An 18,241-nucleotide genomic window follows, 5' to 3' on the forward strand; every position below is an offset into this window, starting at 1 on the left:
CCAATGCCAGTCAGTTAAGCTGACTGGCATTTCTTTTTTTATGTGGGTACTTTGATGGCTTAGGCTTTATCGCTCTTGGGTATCGCCTATCTTCTCTTCTAGGTGGCAGTTTAAATAGTCTCAGCGTACCTAACAGATGCTCCCAGTGAATTGGAATATTACCGGGGCTCATAATTGATATTGATGAAAAGTATTGAATAACTGCCATCGAGCAGCTTGAGAAACTGAGTTGGTTAGGCCATATTCCTTCAGCTTTTGCTGCTAGGGTCATCAACCTTCGAATTAAATTGTATGCGAGGAGGATCCCCCATAGCTCCTGTCTAACCATATCAGGGCGCTTACTCCGAAGGTGGTATGTGCTATCTAGCATTGTTTGCTTTATTTCTCGATACCCTAATTCTATTTCCCAGCGATGGCTGTATAAATCAACTATTTCGCTACTTGGAAAACGAAGTCTATCTACCATCGAGGTTAATATTCGGTAATTTTTACCTTTTATGGTTTTACTAACCAGTCTTGCTTTAATAACTTCGGGAACATCGGGGAAATTCTTTTGCGCATGCTTAGTGGTTTTGAGCTCAATTATCAGGTCATTGTTACCAACCTTAGAAACGACTTCGTATTGTAAATCAGGTCTTGCAGGTATTAGCCAATGCCTTTCTTCTCCAGTGCTGTGCCATCGATTTAACAAGCCCAGTGAATAGTACCCTTTATCAAACATGGTCAACGAGTGGTTAGGTGTACGCTCAATCAGTCGTTCAGCAAGCTTCATTTCATTCGTCTTATAGTTATCAAACTCACTGCTTATCAGTTGGTGGCTGGTGAGTTCCATATGACAAACCATGCGAATTTGTGGGAATCCTGTATCACCATATTGGTTGCTAGCCGATGAGAATGCTTCACGATTCTCATCTGAATCGGCCGTACGCCAAACAACACCATCAACCGCTAATAAATTTAACCCAGCCCACGTGTCAAACTCTTCTGTATGGTACATATTATCAGCAGCTTTATTAAAGACTTGCTTAACGGGGTCATCACCTAATCGCTGGCGAGCTTGAACCATGGCACTCGGGGCGACTAACTGATTTTTGCCAGGCAGCATAATGTCTAGTTTATTCGCAATATTCCAGACAGATTCTTTACGAAATAATGCCATGCCAATAACAGACCAAAGCACAGCTTCTAAAGGCAACCTGCGCTTTCTAACTGTGGCTACTCCAGCTTGTTGAAAGCCTTGTTCAATCAGGTCAGAAGATAAAATTTCAGATAATTTTTCAAACGTGTGATAACGAGTGCTTTCTTCGAAAGCAGAATGAAGAGCTTGTTCTATATTCACAAAAAAATCCGTAGTTAGTTGCCTAACTACGGATTGTGCATGATCATTCTGATCGGTCAACTGATCAACTTCTTAACTGATCAGCATTAGGCTTAGCCGCTTTTTTTTATGCTTGTTCATTGAGCTTTTTCAGCTTCATAGCAAGCAACACCATCATTATGCCAAATACGATGGCATAGGTTGCAACTAGCCAAAGTAGAGTGATTATGCCCGCGCCAGGGTTAAATATCAGATAACCACCAAAGATAATCGAAATAATACCGCTACCAATTAACAGCCATTCATTACTGATCTCTTTGCGTAGTTTACTGGCAATCAATATTTCAATCACGCCGATAGCGATGGCCCATGCGGCAATAAAGTACAGCATTAAGATAGCTGTTACGTTGGGAGCAAACAGGGTTACAAGTGCAGCAGCAATTGAAATTAAACCACCCACTAATAGCATCCACCAAAGTGGGTTTTCATTTTTTGAAGCAATAGCTAACCAAGTTCTAATGGCACCATCGACAAAAAAGTAAGCGGCGAAAATAAACATCAGAATCGCTAATGAGGCTTCTGGGGCAAACCAACCACATAAGCCAAAAACGATGGCAATGGCACCGTGGATCATTAATGATGACCAATGAGGGATCAGTGAACTTGAGATTTGCATAATAGTATCCTTTGCTTAAGTCTCTATATAACTAACATTTCAGTGCTTGCTTGCAAAGATTTTTAATTATTTTTTGTACAGTTACACAAACCATGCTCTAATTTAATTAGCTGATTATTTCAGCGATTTAATGTTTATCGAACAAGGAATAGAGTGTGAGCCGTTGTAATACCAAGTTTTCATTACAATTTAGTAAGTTATTAGTGTGTTTTTTACTGTTGTTTAATGCGCCATTATGGGCAACAACCACACCAGAAGTGACCGTTAAATCCTTAATTGATAAAGACAACAAGGAAGAGGAAGCCGAACAAAAACCGGCCAAGCAAGAATCTGAAACGAATACACCTGCTACAACGGAAAAAGTGCAGGAGCCTCTTGAAGATGACTTACCCTATGATGCTTTTGACCGAATTACGCCACGCAGCTCCATGCAGGGGTACTTAAAAGCGGCCCGGGACCGAGATTTTGAACGTGCCAGCCATTATCTTGACTATCGTAACTTACCCAAAGAAGTTGAGGCATTAGGAAAAATTCAGCTTGCTGAAAATCTATCAGTGGTACTTGATCGTACCTTATGGGTCGATGTTGATAACTTGAGCAATAAGCCTAAAGGAAAACAAAAAGAAAGCGTGCCTAGTTATCGTGATTTGGTTGGAGAAATCAGCACTTCACAAGGTAAGGTGCAAATTTTATTGCAAAGTGTACCTGATGATAAAACAGGTAACCGGATCTGGAAAATATCGAATGCCACCGTAAGTCAAATCCCTCTACTCACCAAAGAGTATGGCTATAACCGAGTTGGTGAGTGGCTTTACGATAACCTACCAGACATTGAATTTTTGGGTGTGATGCTTTGGCAGTGGATTTATTTTGCCTTCACATTTGTACTGTTTTTAGCGGTCGCGATTATCATTACCCGCATAATCACGTTTATTCTCGCACACTTAAAAGTCCCTGTAGAAAAAGACGTTATTGGTTTTATTAATGGGCCGGTTAGCCTGTTACTTGCGGTATTTATGGCGCGTTCATTGAACGACCAATCTAATGTAACTATTGCTGTGATGGCGCTATTCCATGGCGCGACCGTGTTATTGATCGCTTGGGGCTGGATTTGCATACGGGCAGTTGATCTTGCCAAACACAGATTAAGCCAGCGCTTTATTAGACAAGATAAACCACAAGCGATTTTCTTATTACGCCCTATAAGTAATGTAGCTAAAACCCTGATTGTCATTTCGTTGCTATTCATGTGGTTTGAAAACTTAGGCTTTAATGCCACTACCTTACTGGCAGGTTTAGGTATTGGTGGCCTTGCAATTGCTCTTGCAGCGCAAAAAACTGTTGAGAATATCATTGCAGCAATCACCTTATATATCTCTGCACCAGTAAAAATAGGTAGCTTATGTAAGTTTGGCAGCCAGTTAGGCACGGTAGAAGAAATAGGGCTAAGAGCAACGCGAATTCGAACCCTTGATCGTTCAGTTATCTATGTAGCGAATGCAAAGTTTGTTGATATGCAGCTTGAGAATATCTCGGAACGGGAGCGTATTTCTTATCGACCTAAATTGATGCTCAGTGCCAATACTAAGCAACAAAACCTAATGTCGTTTATGCAAGCCCTAAGAGAGCTTTTAGAGCAACACAAGCACATTGCCTTTGAGCCTTGCCGTGTTCGCTTTAAAGGCTTCACGCCTTGGGCTTTACAAGTGGATGTACTAAGCTACGTAGAGACCGTCGACTTCGCTTTTTATATGGAAGTAATCGAAGAGTTAAACTTAGCAATCTTAGGCTTATTAAATGAGCATGAATGTGAATTAGCTAACCCAGAATTCGCACGTGTGACTGATTAGTTGCTAAAAAAGGGGTAAATGAAAGCGGCTCTCATTTGTACATAATGTCTACACATTGTTGTAATTAGATGCACAGGACATATGTCCGCTTTGGTGAAAAATAATTGCATAAAATCTTCTAAATGCGGCGATGTTGCCGCTAATTGTTGTAAAAAAATTGTATATTTATAATTTTTAATGCAGTAAAAGTGTCATAAAGTGTTATAATCGTCAGCGTTCGTTCAGCCTCTTTACTTCGTTTTGCACTCTCGAACTAGAGGTCCGCGCAGCTTATTACAAGGCGCGAAAAATTGGCCGAGCCCGTCAAATGAATTGACGCAACATCATCACCGTTGAATAAGAGTGCATAAAAAAGGTTAAAACCCGACATGAAAGCAATGAAAAGATCTACGTTAGCAACACTTATCAATGCAACGTTGTTCTCTGCCGTAGCAGGTACTTCATTTTCAACTCTTGCTGCCGACGAAGCGACAGCAGAAAAAAACAACCAACTAGAAGTTATTCAAATCACCGCTCGTAAACGTGTAGAAAACGCTCAGGAAGTACCTGTAGCTGTATCTGCATTACAAGGTGACAGCTTAGACGCTTACAGCTCAGCTGGTATGGATATTCGTTTTATGAATGCGAAGATCCCAAGCTTATCAATCGAATCTTCGTTTGGTCGTTCTTTCCCACGCTTTTATGTTCGTGGTCTAGGTAACACAGACTTTGACCTAAATGCTTCTCAACCAGTTTCGTTAGTTGTAGACGAAGTTGTTCAAGAGAACGCAATCTTAAAAGGTTTCCCTGTATTTGACGTAGCACGTGTAGAAGTTCTACGTGGCCCACAAGGTACTTTATTCGGTCGTAACACACCGGCTGGCCTTGTTAAATTTGATACAGTTAAGCCATCACAAGAATTTGAAGGCTATGGCTCAGTTTCTTACGGTAGCCGTGGCGCAGTTGATTTTGAAGGTGCTGTTGGCGGTGGCCTAACAGACCGTTTATCAACGCGTGTTTCTGTACTTTGGCAAGAAAAAGACGATTACATCGATAACCGTGCACCTGGTTTTGAACAAGATGACGTTTTAGGTGGTTACACTGAAAAAGCGGCACGTGTTCAGTTCTTATATGAAGGTGACGATTTCACAGGTCTTTTCAACTACCACGTACGTGATATGGACGGTACGCCAATCGCATTCCGTGGTAACGCTATTAAAGCAGGCACAAACGATTTAGCTGATAACTACGAACATGATGTGGTTTACCACGATGCTGCTTCTCGTGCGACACAACAAGTTGAATCTCAAGGCGCAAGCTTGAAGCTTGAGTGGGATATCAATGATTTAACTCTTACGTCAATCTCTGCATGGGAAAGCGCTGAAATCTATTCTCGCGCTGACATCGACGGTGGTTACGGTGCAAGCTACTTACCAGATATGGGCCCAGGTTTTATCCCGTTTTATTCTGAAAGTGCTGACGGTATTCCAGATCAAGACCAATACACGCAAGAACTTCGTTTATCTAGCAACTATGCTGGCGATGTAAACTTCCAAGTAGGTGTTTTCTACTTTGATGAAGCGCTAACAATCGAAAACTTCAGCTACGACACTTATGGTTCAACACCAGGTGAGTTAAACGGCTATGTTATCCAGCAGCAAGATACAAAAGCATGGGCGGTATTCGGTTCATTAGATTACACAATCACTGATGATCTAAAAGTCACTGCAGGTCTACGTTACTCAGATGACGAAAAAGAGTTCTCTGCAAACCGTACTTTAAGCCCAGCAGGTGGCGGTGCGTTATTCCTAACAGAAAATCCAAGTGACGACCACGTTAGCTGGGATTTATCTGCTAACTACAAGATCAACGACGACGTAAACTGGTACGCGCGTGTTGCTAACAGCTTCCGTGCACCAAGTATCCAAGGTCGTATCTTATTCGGTGACGAAGTAACTGTTGCTGAGTCTGAAACTGTGACGTCTTTCGAAACAGGTATCAAATCAGACGTACTTGACGGCCAAGGTCGTGTAAACGCAACTGTGTTCTACTACACAATGGATGACCAACAATTAACAGCTGTAGGTGGTGGTGCAAACTTCAACCGTTTAGTTAATGCCGATAAGACAACTGGTTACGGTTTTGAGTTAGACACTGAGTGGGTATTAACTGACAACCTAAACGCTACATTTAACTTAAGCTACAACAACACTGAGCTTGATGATAAAGACCTAGCCGTTGACGTATGTGCGCAGTGTACTGTAACAAACTCATTAAACAGCGCAGGCCAAGCTATCCTTGATGGTAACAGCTTACCTCACGCACCTGAGTGGATCTCTAACCTTACATTACGCTATAGCCGCGAAATGGCTGACGGTGAATTCTTCACTTACGCTGACGTGTCTTACCGCAGCGAAATCAACTACTTCTTATACGAGTCAGTTGAGTTTGAAGGCAAGCCATTAACTGAAGTAGGTTTACGTGCAGGTTATGCTTGGGCCGAAGGCGACAACGAATATGAAGTATCAGCATTCGTTCGTAACATGTTCGACGAGCAACAATCAATCGGTGCTATCGACTTCAATAACAACACAGCAATGGTGAACGAAGAGCGTTACATCGGTGCTGAGTTCAAAGTAAGCTTCTTCTAAGCTGAAATAATAAGTCCTATTAAAACCCGCTGTATAGCGGGTTTTTTCGTTTATAATCGCGTTGGTAACTGCTAAAGTGGCAGGATTAATTGAAGAGAAAGAGAATAACTATGGCTGGATTTTGGAACTACCGTGTAATTTTTTGTGAAGCAACAAAAGATGAAGCGGCACAATATCAAATTCATGAAGTTGAATATAACTTAAATGGTAAAGTGACTAACTGGTCAGAAACCGGTGCAGCACCATTTGGTAATACAGTCGAAGAACTTGAAGCAGATGCAGATCGTTTAAAAACAGCGTTTTCTAAGCCGATTTTAAAAGTGGTAAGAAAGCAACGTGGCTACGAGCTGGTTGATGTAGAAACAGGCGAAGAAGCGTTTGCTGAGCCACCTGCGGGCTTAACTGAATAATCATATTTAAGGGTGCCTATGGCACCTTTTTACTTTGAAGGAATGAGGATGACTTTAAAAGCAGTATTGTTTGATATGGATGGCACCTTGGTTGACTCTGAAAGTGTGCATTTTAATATTTGGAATGATTTGTTAGCTCCTTTTGGCGTGCAGTATGATGAAGCTACGTTTTGTCAGCGCTTCTCAGGAAGACCAACACTTGAAGCCGCTAAAGAGGTTGTGACAAATTATGGGCTTACTATTAGCCCAGAGCAATTAACGGATGATAAGTACGCTGCATTTGGCCGTTTTGTTAGTACTAATTTGCCTGCCTTTATGCCACACGCAAAAGCGGTGCTTGAGCAAGTCAAAGCCAGTGGTTTAAAAATGGCATTAGTAACAGGTAGTGCAAAAGATGAAGCCTATCCTATTTTAAAAGGCTATGGCATTTTCGATTGGTTTGACTGTGTGGTTACCAAAGATGATGTTAATAATCCTAAACCTGCTGGTGACCCTTATCAATTAGCTCTAGATACGCTAGATATAAAGGCTAATGAGGCTGTAGCCGTCGAAGATACCTTTACAGGTGTCACTGCAGCAAGCAATGCCGGTGTTGCTGTGTATGCGGTGCCGAATCATTTCACGTTAGAGCATGATTTTAGTAAAGCCGCGGGTGTGTTTGCTGATTTGAACGAATTTTTCAAATGGCTACAAACTAAACTATAATTAGCTGACTGTTGCTAAGCTGCTTTTGTTAAGTAGTCAAAGCCAGGCCAGTTAATACTCACAAATTTGCAAGGAAGCAATGATGGTTAAATTCACTCGTGCGCTTTTGTGCGCAATCACGTTATTTATAGGCTTTTCAGCCGAAGCGCAACAAGCCCCTTCAGTCCTTTTAGCAAACGTCTATCAAGCCGAAAAGGTAAATGTATCTGACTATTTAGTTAGTGAAAAATATGATGGCGTTCGGGCTATTTGGACAGGGAGTCAATTAGTAACCAGAAATGGTAACCCAATTTATGCCCCCAAGTGGTTCACAGATCCACTGCCAGGTGTATGGCTTGATGGAGAGCTTTGGACTAAGCACCAAGATTTTGCCAATGTGAGCGGGATCGTTCGAAAAATCACACCTGTAGAATCAGAATGGCAAACCGTCAATTACATGATATTTGATATGCCGGATGCGACAACGCCATTTAGTCAACGCTATGAAAACTACACAAGGTTAGTAAACCAGCTGCAAAGTGAGCATATTAAAGCCGTTGCGCAAATGCACTTTAATGATAACAAGCAACTTAGTTTGTTTATGGATGAACTAATCGCACAAGGAGCTGAGGGCGTCATGCTGCATCTAGCAGCTGCAAAGCATAGTGCAGGGAGAAGTGATGCATTGCTAAAGTTAAAGCCTTATTTTGATGCTGAAGCGATTGTAATCGGTTATATCGCAGGAAAGGGTAAGTATAAAAATATGCTTGGTGCACTCAAGGTGCGCAGCAGTGACGGTACCGAGTTTAAAATTGGCTCGGGGTTTACCGATCAACAAAGATCATCGCCCCCAGCGATAGGTAGTACAATTACCTACAAATATCATGGCTTTACTAAGAATGGCCTACCACGTTTTGCAAGCTTTTTACATGAAACGCCATAGCGTCATTCAAAAACGGCTGCGACTATGGTAAATTTCGCGGCCTTTTTATTGATGTATAGGTGTTAGAATGTTTGCAGGCTTTGATTACGGTAGCTCAAATTGTGCAATCGGTGTAATGAATAACGAGCAACAAGTCTCTTTAGTGCCGCTTGAGCAGGGTAAGCAATATTTACCATCAACACTTTATACTCATCACAGTGCATTAGTTGTCGATTTTGTGACAAAACACCTTACGGGTAGCCCATTTGAGCACGACTTTAAAACTGAGCGACAAGCGCTTTTAAATACCATTCCTCGTATTAAATCTGACCTAGATATTCAAGCTGGTGATGAGACCTTATTTATAGGTCGAGAAGCAATTAGTGAGTATGTGCAATTTCCTGAAGAAGGTTACTTTGTAAAGTCACCTAAGTCATTCTTTGGTGCAGTAGGCTTAAAGCAAGGGCAAATAAACTTCTTTGAAGACATTGCCACGGCGATGATTTTAAAAATTAAACAACGCGCCGAGCAATCTTTGCAAGACACATTAACAGAAACGGTAATTGGACGACCGGTAAACTTTCAATCAGTCGGTGGTGAAGAGTCTAATCAACAAGCGCTGGGCATATTAGAGCGAGCAGCAAAGCGTGCAGGCTTTAAAGAGGTGTCTTTTTTGTATGAGCCATTAGCGGCGGGGATTGATTATGAAACCTCATTACAGCAAGACCAAAAAGTGTTGGTTGTCGATATTGGCGGGGGTACTAGCGATTGCTCATTTGTACAAATGGGGCCTAGCTTTCGTGATAAGCAATGCCGTGACAATGACTTTTTAGCTCACAGTGGTAAGCGTGTGGGTGGAAATGATTTAGATATTGCGCTGAGCTTTCATGGTTTAATGCCATTGCTAGGTTTAGGCACTGAGTTTAAATCGGGTCTTCCTCTTCCGAATCAACCGTTTTGGCAAGCTTGTAAAATCAATGATGTAAATCTGCAAAGCCAGTTTTATAGCGATGCCCATTATCGTGAGTTACTGACTCAACTTCGTGAAGTTAAAGAGCCTGCGCTTTTTAAACGCTTAATTCAATTGCAGCAAAATAAGCAAGGTCATCAATTAGTGCAGCAAGGCGAGGCGGCAAAAATTGCGCTCTCGTCAGCGAATGAATTTACTACAGATTTGCGCTTTTTAGATTCAGACTTAACGCAGTGCTTAACGCTAAAAGATCTCGCTTTAGCTGTTGATGATTCGATAAGCCAGATAGTGAGCCTAGCTAAACAAGCGATTCAAGAAGCAGGCACAACGCCTGATGTCATTTACTTAACTGGCGGTAGCGCGCAATCACCACTGATCAAAGCCGCGTTAAAAGCCCATTTGGGTGATATTACTATGCTGAACGGGGATCACTTTGGTAGTGTTACTGCAGGTTTAACTAAGTGGGCGCACAAGCTTTATAGCTAATAGCCCCCACTTTGATATATCGACTTATAGAACTAAAGAGTCACTTGGCGCGTTGCAAGGTATTTTTCGTAATCTGGCAACGTGCGGCACAGCTCAGTTTCCATCATAGGTGAGCTTAATAGCATATCCGCACTGACTTCATTACAGGCAACAGGAATATTCCAAACCGCAGCTAAACGCAGTAATGCTTTTACATCAGGGTCGTGAGGCTGCGATGCAAGTGGATCCCAGAAAAACACCAGCATGTGCACTTCATGTTCAGCAATTTTAGCACCGAGTTGTTGATCGCCCCCCATAGGGCCACTTAGCAGCTTAATCACTTCAAGCCCTGTTGTACGCTCAATTAAATGACCTGTTGTGCCCGTACCGTATAGCGTGTGCTTACTTAAAATGTCTTGGTGTTTTTCACACCACGCCTGAAGGGCAGCTTTTTTACCATCATGGGCTACGAGGGCAATATTCTTTTTGGCTGGTAAGGCTTGTTGTTTTTGTTCCATAAGTGCTCTTATATCAATAGGTTAATTGCTAGTGCAATAAACACCAGCCCCGTGATCCGATCAATCCAAATTTGGGTTTGTGGGTGCTCACGAAAATAACTGGCTATCTTATCGCCGAAATAAATATACGTGCAGTCGATAGGAAAAGCAAAAAGCGGGTAGAGTAAACCAAAAAAAGCGAGCTGAAAGGTCGTTGAAGACAAGCTCGGATCGACGAACTGCGGAATAAACGCAATAAAGAATAGAGCGACTTTTGGATTAAGTACCTCGGTCATCATTGCTTGAAACATCACATTTTGCTTTTTACTGGTACTTACATGGGGTTTTTCTTCGCACTCTGACTCAGGCTGTGTAAAGGTGTCTTTTAGCGTCATTATGCCCAAATAGCACAGGTACGCTGCACCTAAATACTGCACTGTGGTATAGGCAACAGTCGACGCTTTTAAAATTGCTGTTAAACCCACCACCGCAAAAAAAGTATGCACCACACCACCTAAGGCAAAACCAAAGGCACTTTGCATCCCGGCTTTACGGCCATTGGCAAAGGTTTGTGCCATTAAAAATGCATTAGAAGGGCCGGGAGCTACGGCAATTAAAAAGCTGGCGCCTAAAAACGACAGTAGAAATTCTGGATTGATCATCGGCACAAAGATAAAAAGCTAGGTAGTTGATTTTAACAAGCTTCTAGAAAAAGAAAAAGCGGGCAATCAATGCCCGCTGATTTGGGTTGGGGAAAGTATTAGAATGTCACAGTGCTATTGTTTGAACAAACAGTTGTGCTTTGTGCCTCACATACTTGGTAAGTGTAAGTACCACCGCCTTTTGTTGTGATAGTGTCAGTGTAGCTGTTAGTGTTTGCCACTGAGCCTACTTTGCTGCCGTTACGGTAAACATCTACAGTGCTTGTAGCAGCGCCACTCCAGCTTAAATCTACATACGCTGTACCTTTCGATTTGTAACCTGAAGTAGAAAGGCTAATATCATCGCTACCTGGTGTTGTGCCACCGCCATTATCGCCACCACCTGCACAGCCATTGGCTGTTAGGTATGCATCTGCGTCAGCTGCTTTAACAATACCGTGACCGAAGTAAACATCGTGACCAGAAGCACCTTGATCTTCTGCCGTTGCTTTTAGTGCATCACGGATTTCTGTACCCGTACATTCAGGGTGATTTGACCATACTAGCGCTGCGATACCTGAAACAGCAGGTGTTGCCATTGATGTACCGCTCATGAAACCATAATCACTAGTACCAATTGCGATATCAATAGTTGTGCTTGAAAGAAGAGCTGAACGGTCTTCAAGTGCCGCACCGACAGCTGGAATTGTTGTATCGTTAGTTTCGCCTAATGTAGCGTATAACATGCCTGCTTCGTTATTGATGATAACAGCACCGATACCGCCTGAGTTCTCGCAGTTATTTACCTTGTCATAGAACGAGATATTACCGCGGTCAATCATACAAATTTTGCCCGCTGCGCCAGCATCTACGCTTTCAGCAGTACCCATGTAATACGCTGTGCCTGATGCATTACCTGAGTTTTCCATTGATGAAGTAGCAAAGCCTGCGCCATCAGCTGCTAAGCTAGCTGACGTTGCCATACCAGCAGGGTAAGTAGAAAGAGTATCAACACCGCCTGCTGTTACTTCAACACAGATAGTTTCATCTGTAGTAGCGCGTTTACCACGACCAGATGTACAGCTAGGGAATTGCGAGAAATCTGCAATTTGGTTGTCCGCATCATTTGCACCAACCATCATTACTGATGGATAGCCTGCAGGGTATGAACGTACGTTGTTACCATCGTTACCCGCCGCAGCAACAACTAAACCGCCAGCGCTTGTGAAATTAGCAAATGCGTTAGACTCGGTGCTATTTGAACCACCGCCACCAAGGCTCATGCTGATGATATTTGCACCTGCTTGAGAACATAAATCTGCTGCGTGTGCTAAGTCTGAAGAGTAACCCCAGCCTTCAGCGTTGAATACTTTGATGATGTGCATTGCCACACCGGGTGCCATACCAACCACACCAACATTGTTGTCTGCTGCGCCAATAGTACCTGCTACGTGAGTACCATGAGGGCCACCATTGTCGTACCAGTTGCCTGTGCCACTGTCATTATCACCTGTAATGTTACCCCAAATGAAATCAGGGTTTGTAGCATCTAAACCTGAGTCAATCACACATACTTTCATGCCAGCATTTGCATCGAAGGTAACTTGATCAGCTTGTGATTGGTAAACTGCGTAAGGCGTTAATTGCTGCTGCATTGCATTACCAGCGTCATCGTTATAAAGCGCCATTGGTACACGTTTTTGGTCTTCTTCAACCAGTTTGATGTGAGGGTTGTTTAGTAAGCCTTTTACACTTGCAAGGTCATGACCTGTAAATTGCGCTGCAATAAAGCCATTACCATCAACTTTAATATCACCACCAAGCTTTTTAGCGAGTGCTTTAACTACGCCTTTTTTATTGTTGTCTACTTGAATGATGTAACGGTCATTTGCTGCGTTTGCAGTTCCTGCTGCACATAGTCCACTGATGATCAGTGCTAATGCTAATTTATTCTTTTTCATAATTCGTATCCCAAACATGTTGTTGAGTTAACCAAATGTTAACGTGAGTAAGCAATAGTTTAATGGTGCTATAGGTACAAGCAAAATAATCCATAAAACTGGAACAAATTATTCTAGAAAGATGCTTTTTATAACGGTAGGAAATAACAGGATGTCTAAACGGGTAAATAGAATATAACGATTCTCATTTACCCATTATGACAAAAAGTATGATAAAACTTTTTTATGACAAGTGCTTATGTTTGAACAGTAAGTAGGTGAAAGGGATGAGCATTAAAAAATGCACGCCAATTAATACTGGTGTAGTCAAATTTAACAATTGCGTTATAAACACTAATAAGCTTGCGCCACTCATTTGCATTAAGCCAATAAGTGCTGATGCTGTGCCTGCTTGCTTAGGAAACAAGCTTAGTGCACGGCCTGCTGATGAGCCAAGTGTCAGTGCAAAACCAAACGCAGCAATAAACATCGGAAACATTAACGCAAGCGCAGTACGTTGTTGGCTAAAGGCCAACATTAAGGCACCTGCGATTACAAGCAACAAGAGTCCTGCTTTTAACGCGCGTTTTGGTTGGCGTTTGATGTACAGTGGCATAATAAAGCTTGCAACAATGCTCAAGACCGCATTACAGGTAAACCAGAAAGTAAAGTCGGTAACACTGCCACCTAATTCAGTAATAAGCCAGCCAGGTGCTAAGGTAACAAAGACTAAAATAGCCGACATAGTTACCAAGCAAATTAAGCTATGAAATAAAAACAATGGCGTGCTGATAATTGGCATAAAACGGCGCAGGTCAAGAATATGACCACTATATACACTATCTGCAGGACGGGTTTCTTTATACATTAACAAGGTTATGAATAAACCAATGAGTGCAAATACAGCCATGAATAAAAAGTTCATGCGCCAGCCAAACTGTACTGTGAGCCAAGCGCCTAAAATTGGTGCGAGGGCAGGGATAAAGCAGACGATACCATTAAGATAAGTAATGATTTGGCCGCTACGTTCACTACCAAATCTATCTCTTACAATGGCAAACGCTACTACAAATGTGGCACAGGCCCCCAAACCTTGCAGTGCTCTTGCAATCATCAGGCTTGTAAAATCAGGTGCCAGATAGGCGCCAAAAGCCGCTAAACCATAAATTGTCACACCGTTAATTGCCACAGGCTTACGACCAAATTTATCTGCTAATGGCCCTGCAATGAGCTGTCCAAGCCCAACGGTAAGCATAAAAATAGCGACGGTTTGCTGAATTTGCTTTTCTGAAGCGCTGAATTGTTCTGCAATGGTCGGAAATGCGGGTAAGTAAATATCAATTGCTAACGGGCTAAAGATAACCAGAAGGCCAAGAATAAATAGTAAGCTGAGGTTTTTGTGCTGGCGTGACTGCATTCGCTCTCCTTTAAAACGGTATTTTATGTGCCCCTAAAGGAAAAGAAAAGCGTTCACTTGGCTAAAAGTGTAATACATACGTAATCATTAAAACTGCTAACAAAAATTTTCCATTTCGCTATCTGGTCTGATGTGTTAGCTTTTTATCTCACATCATAAAAATAATGGATAAACGTCGTGAGCTCACAATCATCATTATTAAAAATTTGGACTAAATGCCTGTCACTGCCGAAGGGTAACTGGTTGTTTAGTAAAGCCGTGTGCTTTAAAGCTCCTTACTTTGGTTCAATAAAGCCATTGATCACAAATTTAACTGCTGGGCATTGCAGCGCAACTGTTAAAAATCGCCGAGCAATCCATAATCACATTGGTACCATCCATGCAATTGCACAATGTAATGTTGCTGAGCTATGCGCTGGCTTGATGGTTGATGCAACTGTGCCGGCAAAAACACATCGCTGGATCCCAAAAGGCATGACAGTGAATTATTTAGCGAAAATTGACACAGACATGCGTGCTGTGGCCCAGATAGACGTGCCGAGTGAGTGGTTAGAAAAGCAAGACTTGCTAGTACCCGTGAAGGTTTATAATAGCCGCGATGAACTCGTTTTCACCGCGGATATTACAATGTATGTAACCGCTAAAAAACGTTAAGACTTATCAGCGGCTTGTTTGTTTACAAACGACAGGTCGTTGTCATCATCAGCCAGTATTGAAGAGCTGTTTTGTTCTTCAGGCTTAATAGGCGCCACATTATCTTCTTCATTACGATGTTTTAAGCTGCCTTCAATGATTGCGCCGGCTTCGATGCTCAGGGTGTCATGAAATACATCGCCATGAACTTCTGCAGTGCTTTCAATTGTCACTTTATTGGCAATAAGCGAACCAATAATTTTACCTTTGACGATGACACTGTCAGCTTCAATAACACCTTCAATCATGCCAGTGTGACCAATCACTAAATGTTTAACGCGTAAATCGCCTTCGATGCGACCGTCAAGCTGAACTTCACCTTGGCTGCTGAGGCCGCCAGTTAAACGAACGTCTTCAGAAATAATTGAAGGAGTGTGGTTGGTTCTTTTTAAAGATGAGCCAGACGAGCTAGCTGCTGATTGTTTTTTTTTACCGAACACGAGAAAGCGCCTTTGTTATTTTAACCGGGTTGACATGTTTGCCATTCACTAAAACTTCGTAATGTAGGTGAGTGCTGGTACTACGGCCAGTACTACCCATTAAGCCGATGACATCGTCTTTAGTCACTGTTTGGCCTTTTTTAACCTTAATTTTATTAAGGTGACCGAAGCGAGTAACGAAGCCATTTTTGTGTTGTAGTTCGATAAAGTTGCCATAACCGCCATTACGACCAGCACGTAAAACGGTGCCGTCAGCGGGAGCAAAAATTTCGGTTTTATGCCAACCTGCTAAATCAACGCCTTTGTGAAAAGCGCGGCGGCCATTCATTGGATCTTTTCGTAAACCATAACTACTTGAAATGTAGTAATCGGCAGCAGGAAGTGTTTGTGGTAATTCGCTCAGTAAGTTTTCGAGGTTATTTAATGCCAGCAATTTGTCGGCAATTGCTAAAAACTCAAGAGGGATTTTTGATTCGTCGAATAAGTCTAATGGACCACCCTGTGCGGTATCTGTACCTTCTAATACCGAACCATTGGCAAGGCTACTATCAAGGCCTGCGCCCTCTAACATAGCAACAATTTCTTGGTGGCGAAGTTTAATTTGCTCATCTAATACAACAAAGCTGTTGTTATAAGCTGCATCAAGGCGAGCTAGGCGCTCAGAAATGCTTTCTAAGCGTTTAACTTGCTTTGGTTGCTGTTCATCTTCTAAAGGTGCGTGAAACTCTTCAGCGTGCTCCTGAACAGGTAAAAGCAATGGCTCTGCGTCGGTTGGCAGTGCCGGTTTGTTCATTGATTCTGGTAATGACTCGATCATGCTTTGCAATAGCGCTTGTTTTTGTTCAAGTACGGCTAATTGCTCGAGCTGTTTTTCATAGACAGCTTGTTGCTGATAATGCTGTTTTTGCCATTCTTGCTGTTTGGTAAGCTGGGTTTGTTCAATGCTGGTGATCTTGTCAGCTTGAGAAATGATTTGTAGTGTCGAAATGCTTAACCAAACAATAGCAGTTAAAATGACTAGTAAAGTCGTTAATTGCACCCAAGGGGCTAATACTAAGTGTTTTACCTCGCCATTTTGACGGATCAACAGCTGACGAGCTGGAAAAAACGTGCGATAAAAAGACTTAAGTTTAACTAACATGGCGTACAAAATTTGACTAATAACCGAGCTAAGATAGCAATCTGATTTAAAAAAGCCAGCAAAAAATTGTAACTCAACTGAAAAAAATGCAAAAAAAAGGGCAAAAAATGCCCTTAATCGTTGTTCTGGAAATAAAAATAGCTAGTTATTTTTATTTTGCAGGTAGTACTGTACCTTCGACTGAACCAAAACCAATACGTGCAAAACCGTCTTTTTCACACCAACCACGCATGATTACGTTGTCGCCATCTTCTAAGAAAGCACGTTGTTCGCCATTAGCTAGGGTGATCTTTTCTTTACCACCGCGTGATAGTTCTAATAATGAACCAGCTTCTTCGTGCTCAGGACCTGATTGCGTACCTGAACCTAACATGTCGCCTGGTTGAAAGTTACAGCCATTTACTGTGTGGTGAGTCACCATTTGCGCAACGGTCCAGTAAGAGTGCTTGAAGCTTGATTTAGATACTTGTGTTGGTGCTTCGCCAGCTGCACGCATCTTTTCAGTTTCGATTTGTACATCCATTTTGATATCGAATGCACCAAACTCACGGTTATGAGCTGACTCTAAATAGTCCATTGGTTGAGGATCGTTTTCGTCACGTGTCCAGCTTGTTCTAAATGGTGCCAGTGCTTCTGTGGTAACAATCCAAGGAGATACAGTCGAAGCGAAGTTCTTCGCAAGGAATGGACCAAGAGGCTGGTATTCCCATGCTTGTAAATCACGTGCAGACCAGTCATTAAATACACAGAAACCAAATACGTGGTTTTCAGCATTTTCAATGGCAATCGCATCACCTAATTCATTCCCTTTACCAAGGTAAATACCTAACTCAAGTTCGTAGTCTAGGCGTTTACAAGGGCCGAATGAAGGGACTTCTGCATCTGGCGCTTTAGTTTGACCGTTAGGGCGGTGGAACGTTTGACCAGAAACATCAATTGACGAAGAGCGGCCGTGATAACCGATTGGTACCCATTTGTAGTTAGGTAGAAGTGGGTTATCAGGGCGGAACAAACTACCTACCGCTGTTGCGTGGTAAATAGAAGTATAAAAGTCAGTGTAATCACCAATACGGCACGGTAGCGCAAATTCGATGTCTGCTTGAGCGATAAGCGCTTCGCTTAATTGTGCTTGCTCACTCGCACCTTCACGGAGTGCTTTTGATAGAGCAAGACGAAGTGCAGACCAATACTGCTGACCAAGACCCATAAATTCATTGAGTGTAGCTTGGCTTGCGGCTTTAACGGCAACCTGTGCATCACCAGAGAATAAACCAAGCTCATTTACTTTTGCTAAATCGATAACTTGATCACCAATTGCTACAGCGCCACGGAACGCTTCGTCTGAATTTTTACGACGTACTTCTGCAAAAGGAAGGTTTTGAATTGGGAAGTCACAGTTCGCTTCGTTAGCAGATGCAACCCAGCTTTTTAGATTAATATCGTGGGTTTCGTTAATTAGGCTCATACTCTTTCCTTATTTGTTCGCGCTGATTTATTAGTTATCTATATGGAGGCAATCAACGCAATTTAAACAGTTAGTTTAAAAC

Annotated in this window: 16 protein-coding genes; 7 read left to right on the top strand and 9 right to left on the bottom strand. The window is 42.3% G+C overall.

The window, feature by feature from the left end:
* Positions 1-10 precede the first annotated feature (10 nt).
* Positions 11-1,339 carry an IS4 family transposase gene (locus PASHI_RS00705; RefSeq protein WP_062564240.1) on the bottom strand — a complete coding sequence of 443 codons (1,329 nt, stop codon included), beginning with the start codon at positions 1,337-1,339 and terminating at the stop codon, positions 11-13.
* Between the two features lie 106 nt (positions 1,340-1,445).
* The gene (locus tag PASHI_RS00710; RefSeq protein ID WP_062564249.1) at positions 1,446-1,994 is read right to left on the bottom strand and encodes an HdeD family acid-resistance protein; all 549 of its coding nucleotides are present in this window, start codon (positions 1,992-1,994) and stop codon (positions 1,446-1,448) included.
* A 155-nt stretch (positions 1,995-2,149) separates the two neighbouring features.
* On the opposite strand from PASHI_RS00710, the gene PASHI_RS00715 reads away from it, so the two are divergent.
* The 6 genes from PASHI_RS00715 to yegD all read left to right on the top strand — a co-directional run bounded on the left by PASHI_RS00715 (position 2,150) and on the right by yegD (position 9,946).
* Positions 2,150-3,844: a mechanosensitive ion channel family protein gene (locus PASHI_RS00715; protein ID WP_062564250.1), complete on the top strand. Its 1,695-nt coding sequence runs from the start codon at positions 2,150-2,152 to the stop codon at positions 3,842-3,844.
* Positions 3,845-4,212: 368 nt separating this feature from the next.
* Positions 4,213-6,474 carry a TonB-dependent receptor gene (locus PASHI_RS00720; RefSeq protein WP_062564251.1) on the top strand — a complete coding sequence of 754 codons (2,262 nt, stop codon included), beginning with the start codon at positions 4,213-4,215 and terminating at the stop codon, positions 6,472-6,474.
* Between the two features lie 110 nt (positions 6,475-6,584).
* The gene (locus tag PASHI_RS00725; protein WP_054551791.1) at positions 6,585-6,884 is read left to right on the top strand and encodes a hypothetical protein; all 300 of its coding nucleotides are present in this window, start codon (positions 6,585-6,587) and stop codon (positions 6,882-6,884) included.
* A gap of 48 nt (positions 6,885-6,932) precedes the next feature.
* Positions 6,933-7,589 (top strand): HAD family hydrolase, encoded by a 657-nt coding sequence (locus tag PASHI_RS00730; protein WP_062564252.1) that lies wholly within the window; start codon positions 6,933-6,935, stop codon positions 7,587-7,589.
* Between the two features lie 82 nt (positions 7,590-7,671).
* Positions 7,672-8,511, top strand: coding sequence for a DNA ligase (locus tag PASHI_RS00735; RefSeq protein ID WP_062564253.1), 840 nt, complete (start codon positions 7,672-7,674; stop codon positions 8,509-8,511).
* Positions 8,512-8,578: 67 nt separating this feature from the next.
* On the top strand, positions 8,579-9,946 hold the full coding sequence (gene yegD, locus PASHI_RS00740) for a molecular chaperone (RefSeq protein ID WP_062564254.1): 1,368 nt from the start codon (positions 8,579-8,581) through the stop codon (positions 9,944-9,946).
* A gap of 32 nt (positions 9,947-9,978) precedes the next feature.
* On the opposite strand, the gene PASHI_RS00745 is transcribed toward yegD, so the two are convergent.
* The 4 genes from PASHI_RS00745 to PASHI_RS00760 all read right to left on the bottom strand — a co-directional run bounded on the left by PASHI_RS00745 (position 9,979) and on the right by PASHI_RS00760 (position 14,420).
* The gene (locus tag PASHI_RS00745; RefSeq protein ID WP_054551787.1) at positions 9,979-10,443 is read right to left on the bottom strand and encodes a methylglyoxal synthase; all 465 of its coding nucleotides are present in this window, start codon (positions 10,441-10,443) and stop codon (positions 9,979-9,981) included.
* An 8-nt stretch (positions 10,444-10,451) separates the two neighbouring features.
* Positions 10,452-11,084, bottom strand: coding sequence for a LysE family translocator (locus tag PASHI_RS00750; RefSeq protein ID WP_058585503.1), 633 nt, complete (start codon positions 11,082-11,084; stop codon positions 10,452-10,454).
* A gap of 98 nt (positions 11,085-11,182) precedes the next feature.
* Entirely contained in the window at positions 11,183-13,024 is a 1,842-nt protein-coding gene (locus PASHI_RS00755) for a S8 family serine peptidase (protein WP_062564255.1), read from the bottom strand.
* Between the two features lie 223 nt (positions 13,025-13,247).
* Positions 13,248-14,420, bottom strand: a complete 1,173-nt coding sequence (locus PASHI_RS00760) for a multidrug effflux MFS transporter (RefSeq protein WP_062564256.1) — start codon at positions 14,418-14,420, stop codon at positions 13,248-13,250.
* Positions 14,421-14,597: 177 nt separating this feature from the next.
* Between PASHI_RS00760 and PASHI_RS00765 the strand changes: the two genes are divergently transcribed.
* Positions 14,598-15,074, top strand: coding sequence for a hotdog fold domain-containing protein (locus tag PASHI_RS00765; RefSeq protein ID WP_062564257.1), 477 nt, complete (start codon positions 14,598-14,600; stop codon positions 15,072-15,074).
* On the opposite strand, the gene PASHI_RS00770 is transcribed toward PASHI_RS00765, so the two are convergent.
* The 3 genes from PASHI_RS00770 to fahA all read right to left on the bottom strand — a co-directional run bounded on the left by PASHI_RS00770 (position 15,071) and on the right by fahA (position 18,159).
* Complete coding sequence (locus PASHI_RS00770) at positions 15,071-15,553, bottom strand: bactofilin family protein (RefSeq protein ID WP_054561944.1); 483 nt, start codon at positions 15,551-15,553, stop codon at positions 15,071-15,073. The two genes, PASHI_RS00765 and PASHI_RS00770, sit on opposite strands and share 4 nt — an antisense overlap.
* Entirely contained in the window at positions 15,543-16,694 is a 1,152-nt protein-coding gene (locus PASHI_RS00775) for a M23 family metallopeptidase (protein ID WP_054561943.1), read from the bottom strand. Before PASHI_RS00775 ends, PASHI_RS00770 begins: the two co-directional genes overlap by 11 nt.
* A gap of 151 nt (positions 16,695-16,845) precedes the next feature.
* Positions 16,846-18,159: a fumarylacetoacetase gene (fahA, locus tag PASHI_RS00780; RefSeq protein ID WP_062564258.1), complete on the bottom strand. Its 1,314-nt coding sequence runs from the start codon at positions 18,157-18,159 to the stop codon at positions 16,846-16,848.
* Positions 18,160-18,241 lie beyond the last annotated feature (82 nt).

Source organism: Pseudoalteromonas shioyasakiensis, assembly GCF_001550135.1.
GTDB classification, from domain to species: Bacteria; Pseudomonadota; Gammaproteobacteria; order Enterobacterales; family Alteromonadaceae; genus Pseudoalteromonas; species Pseudoalteromonas shioyasakiensis.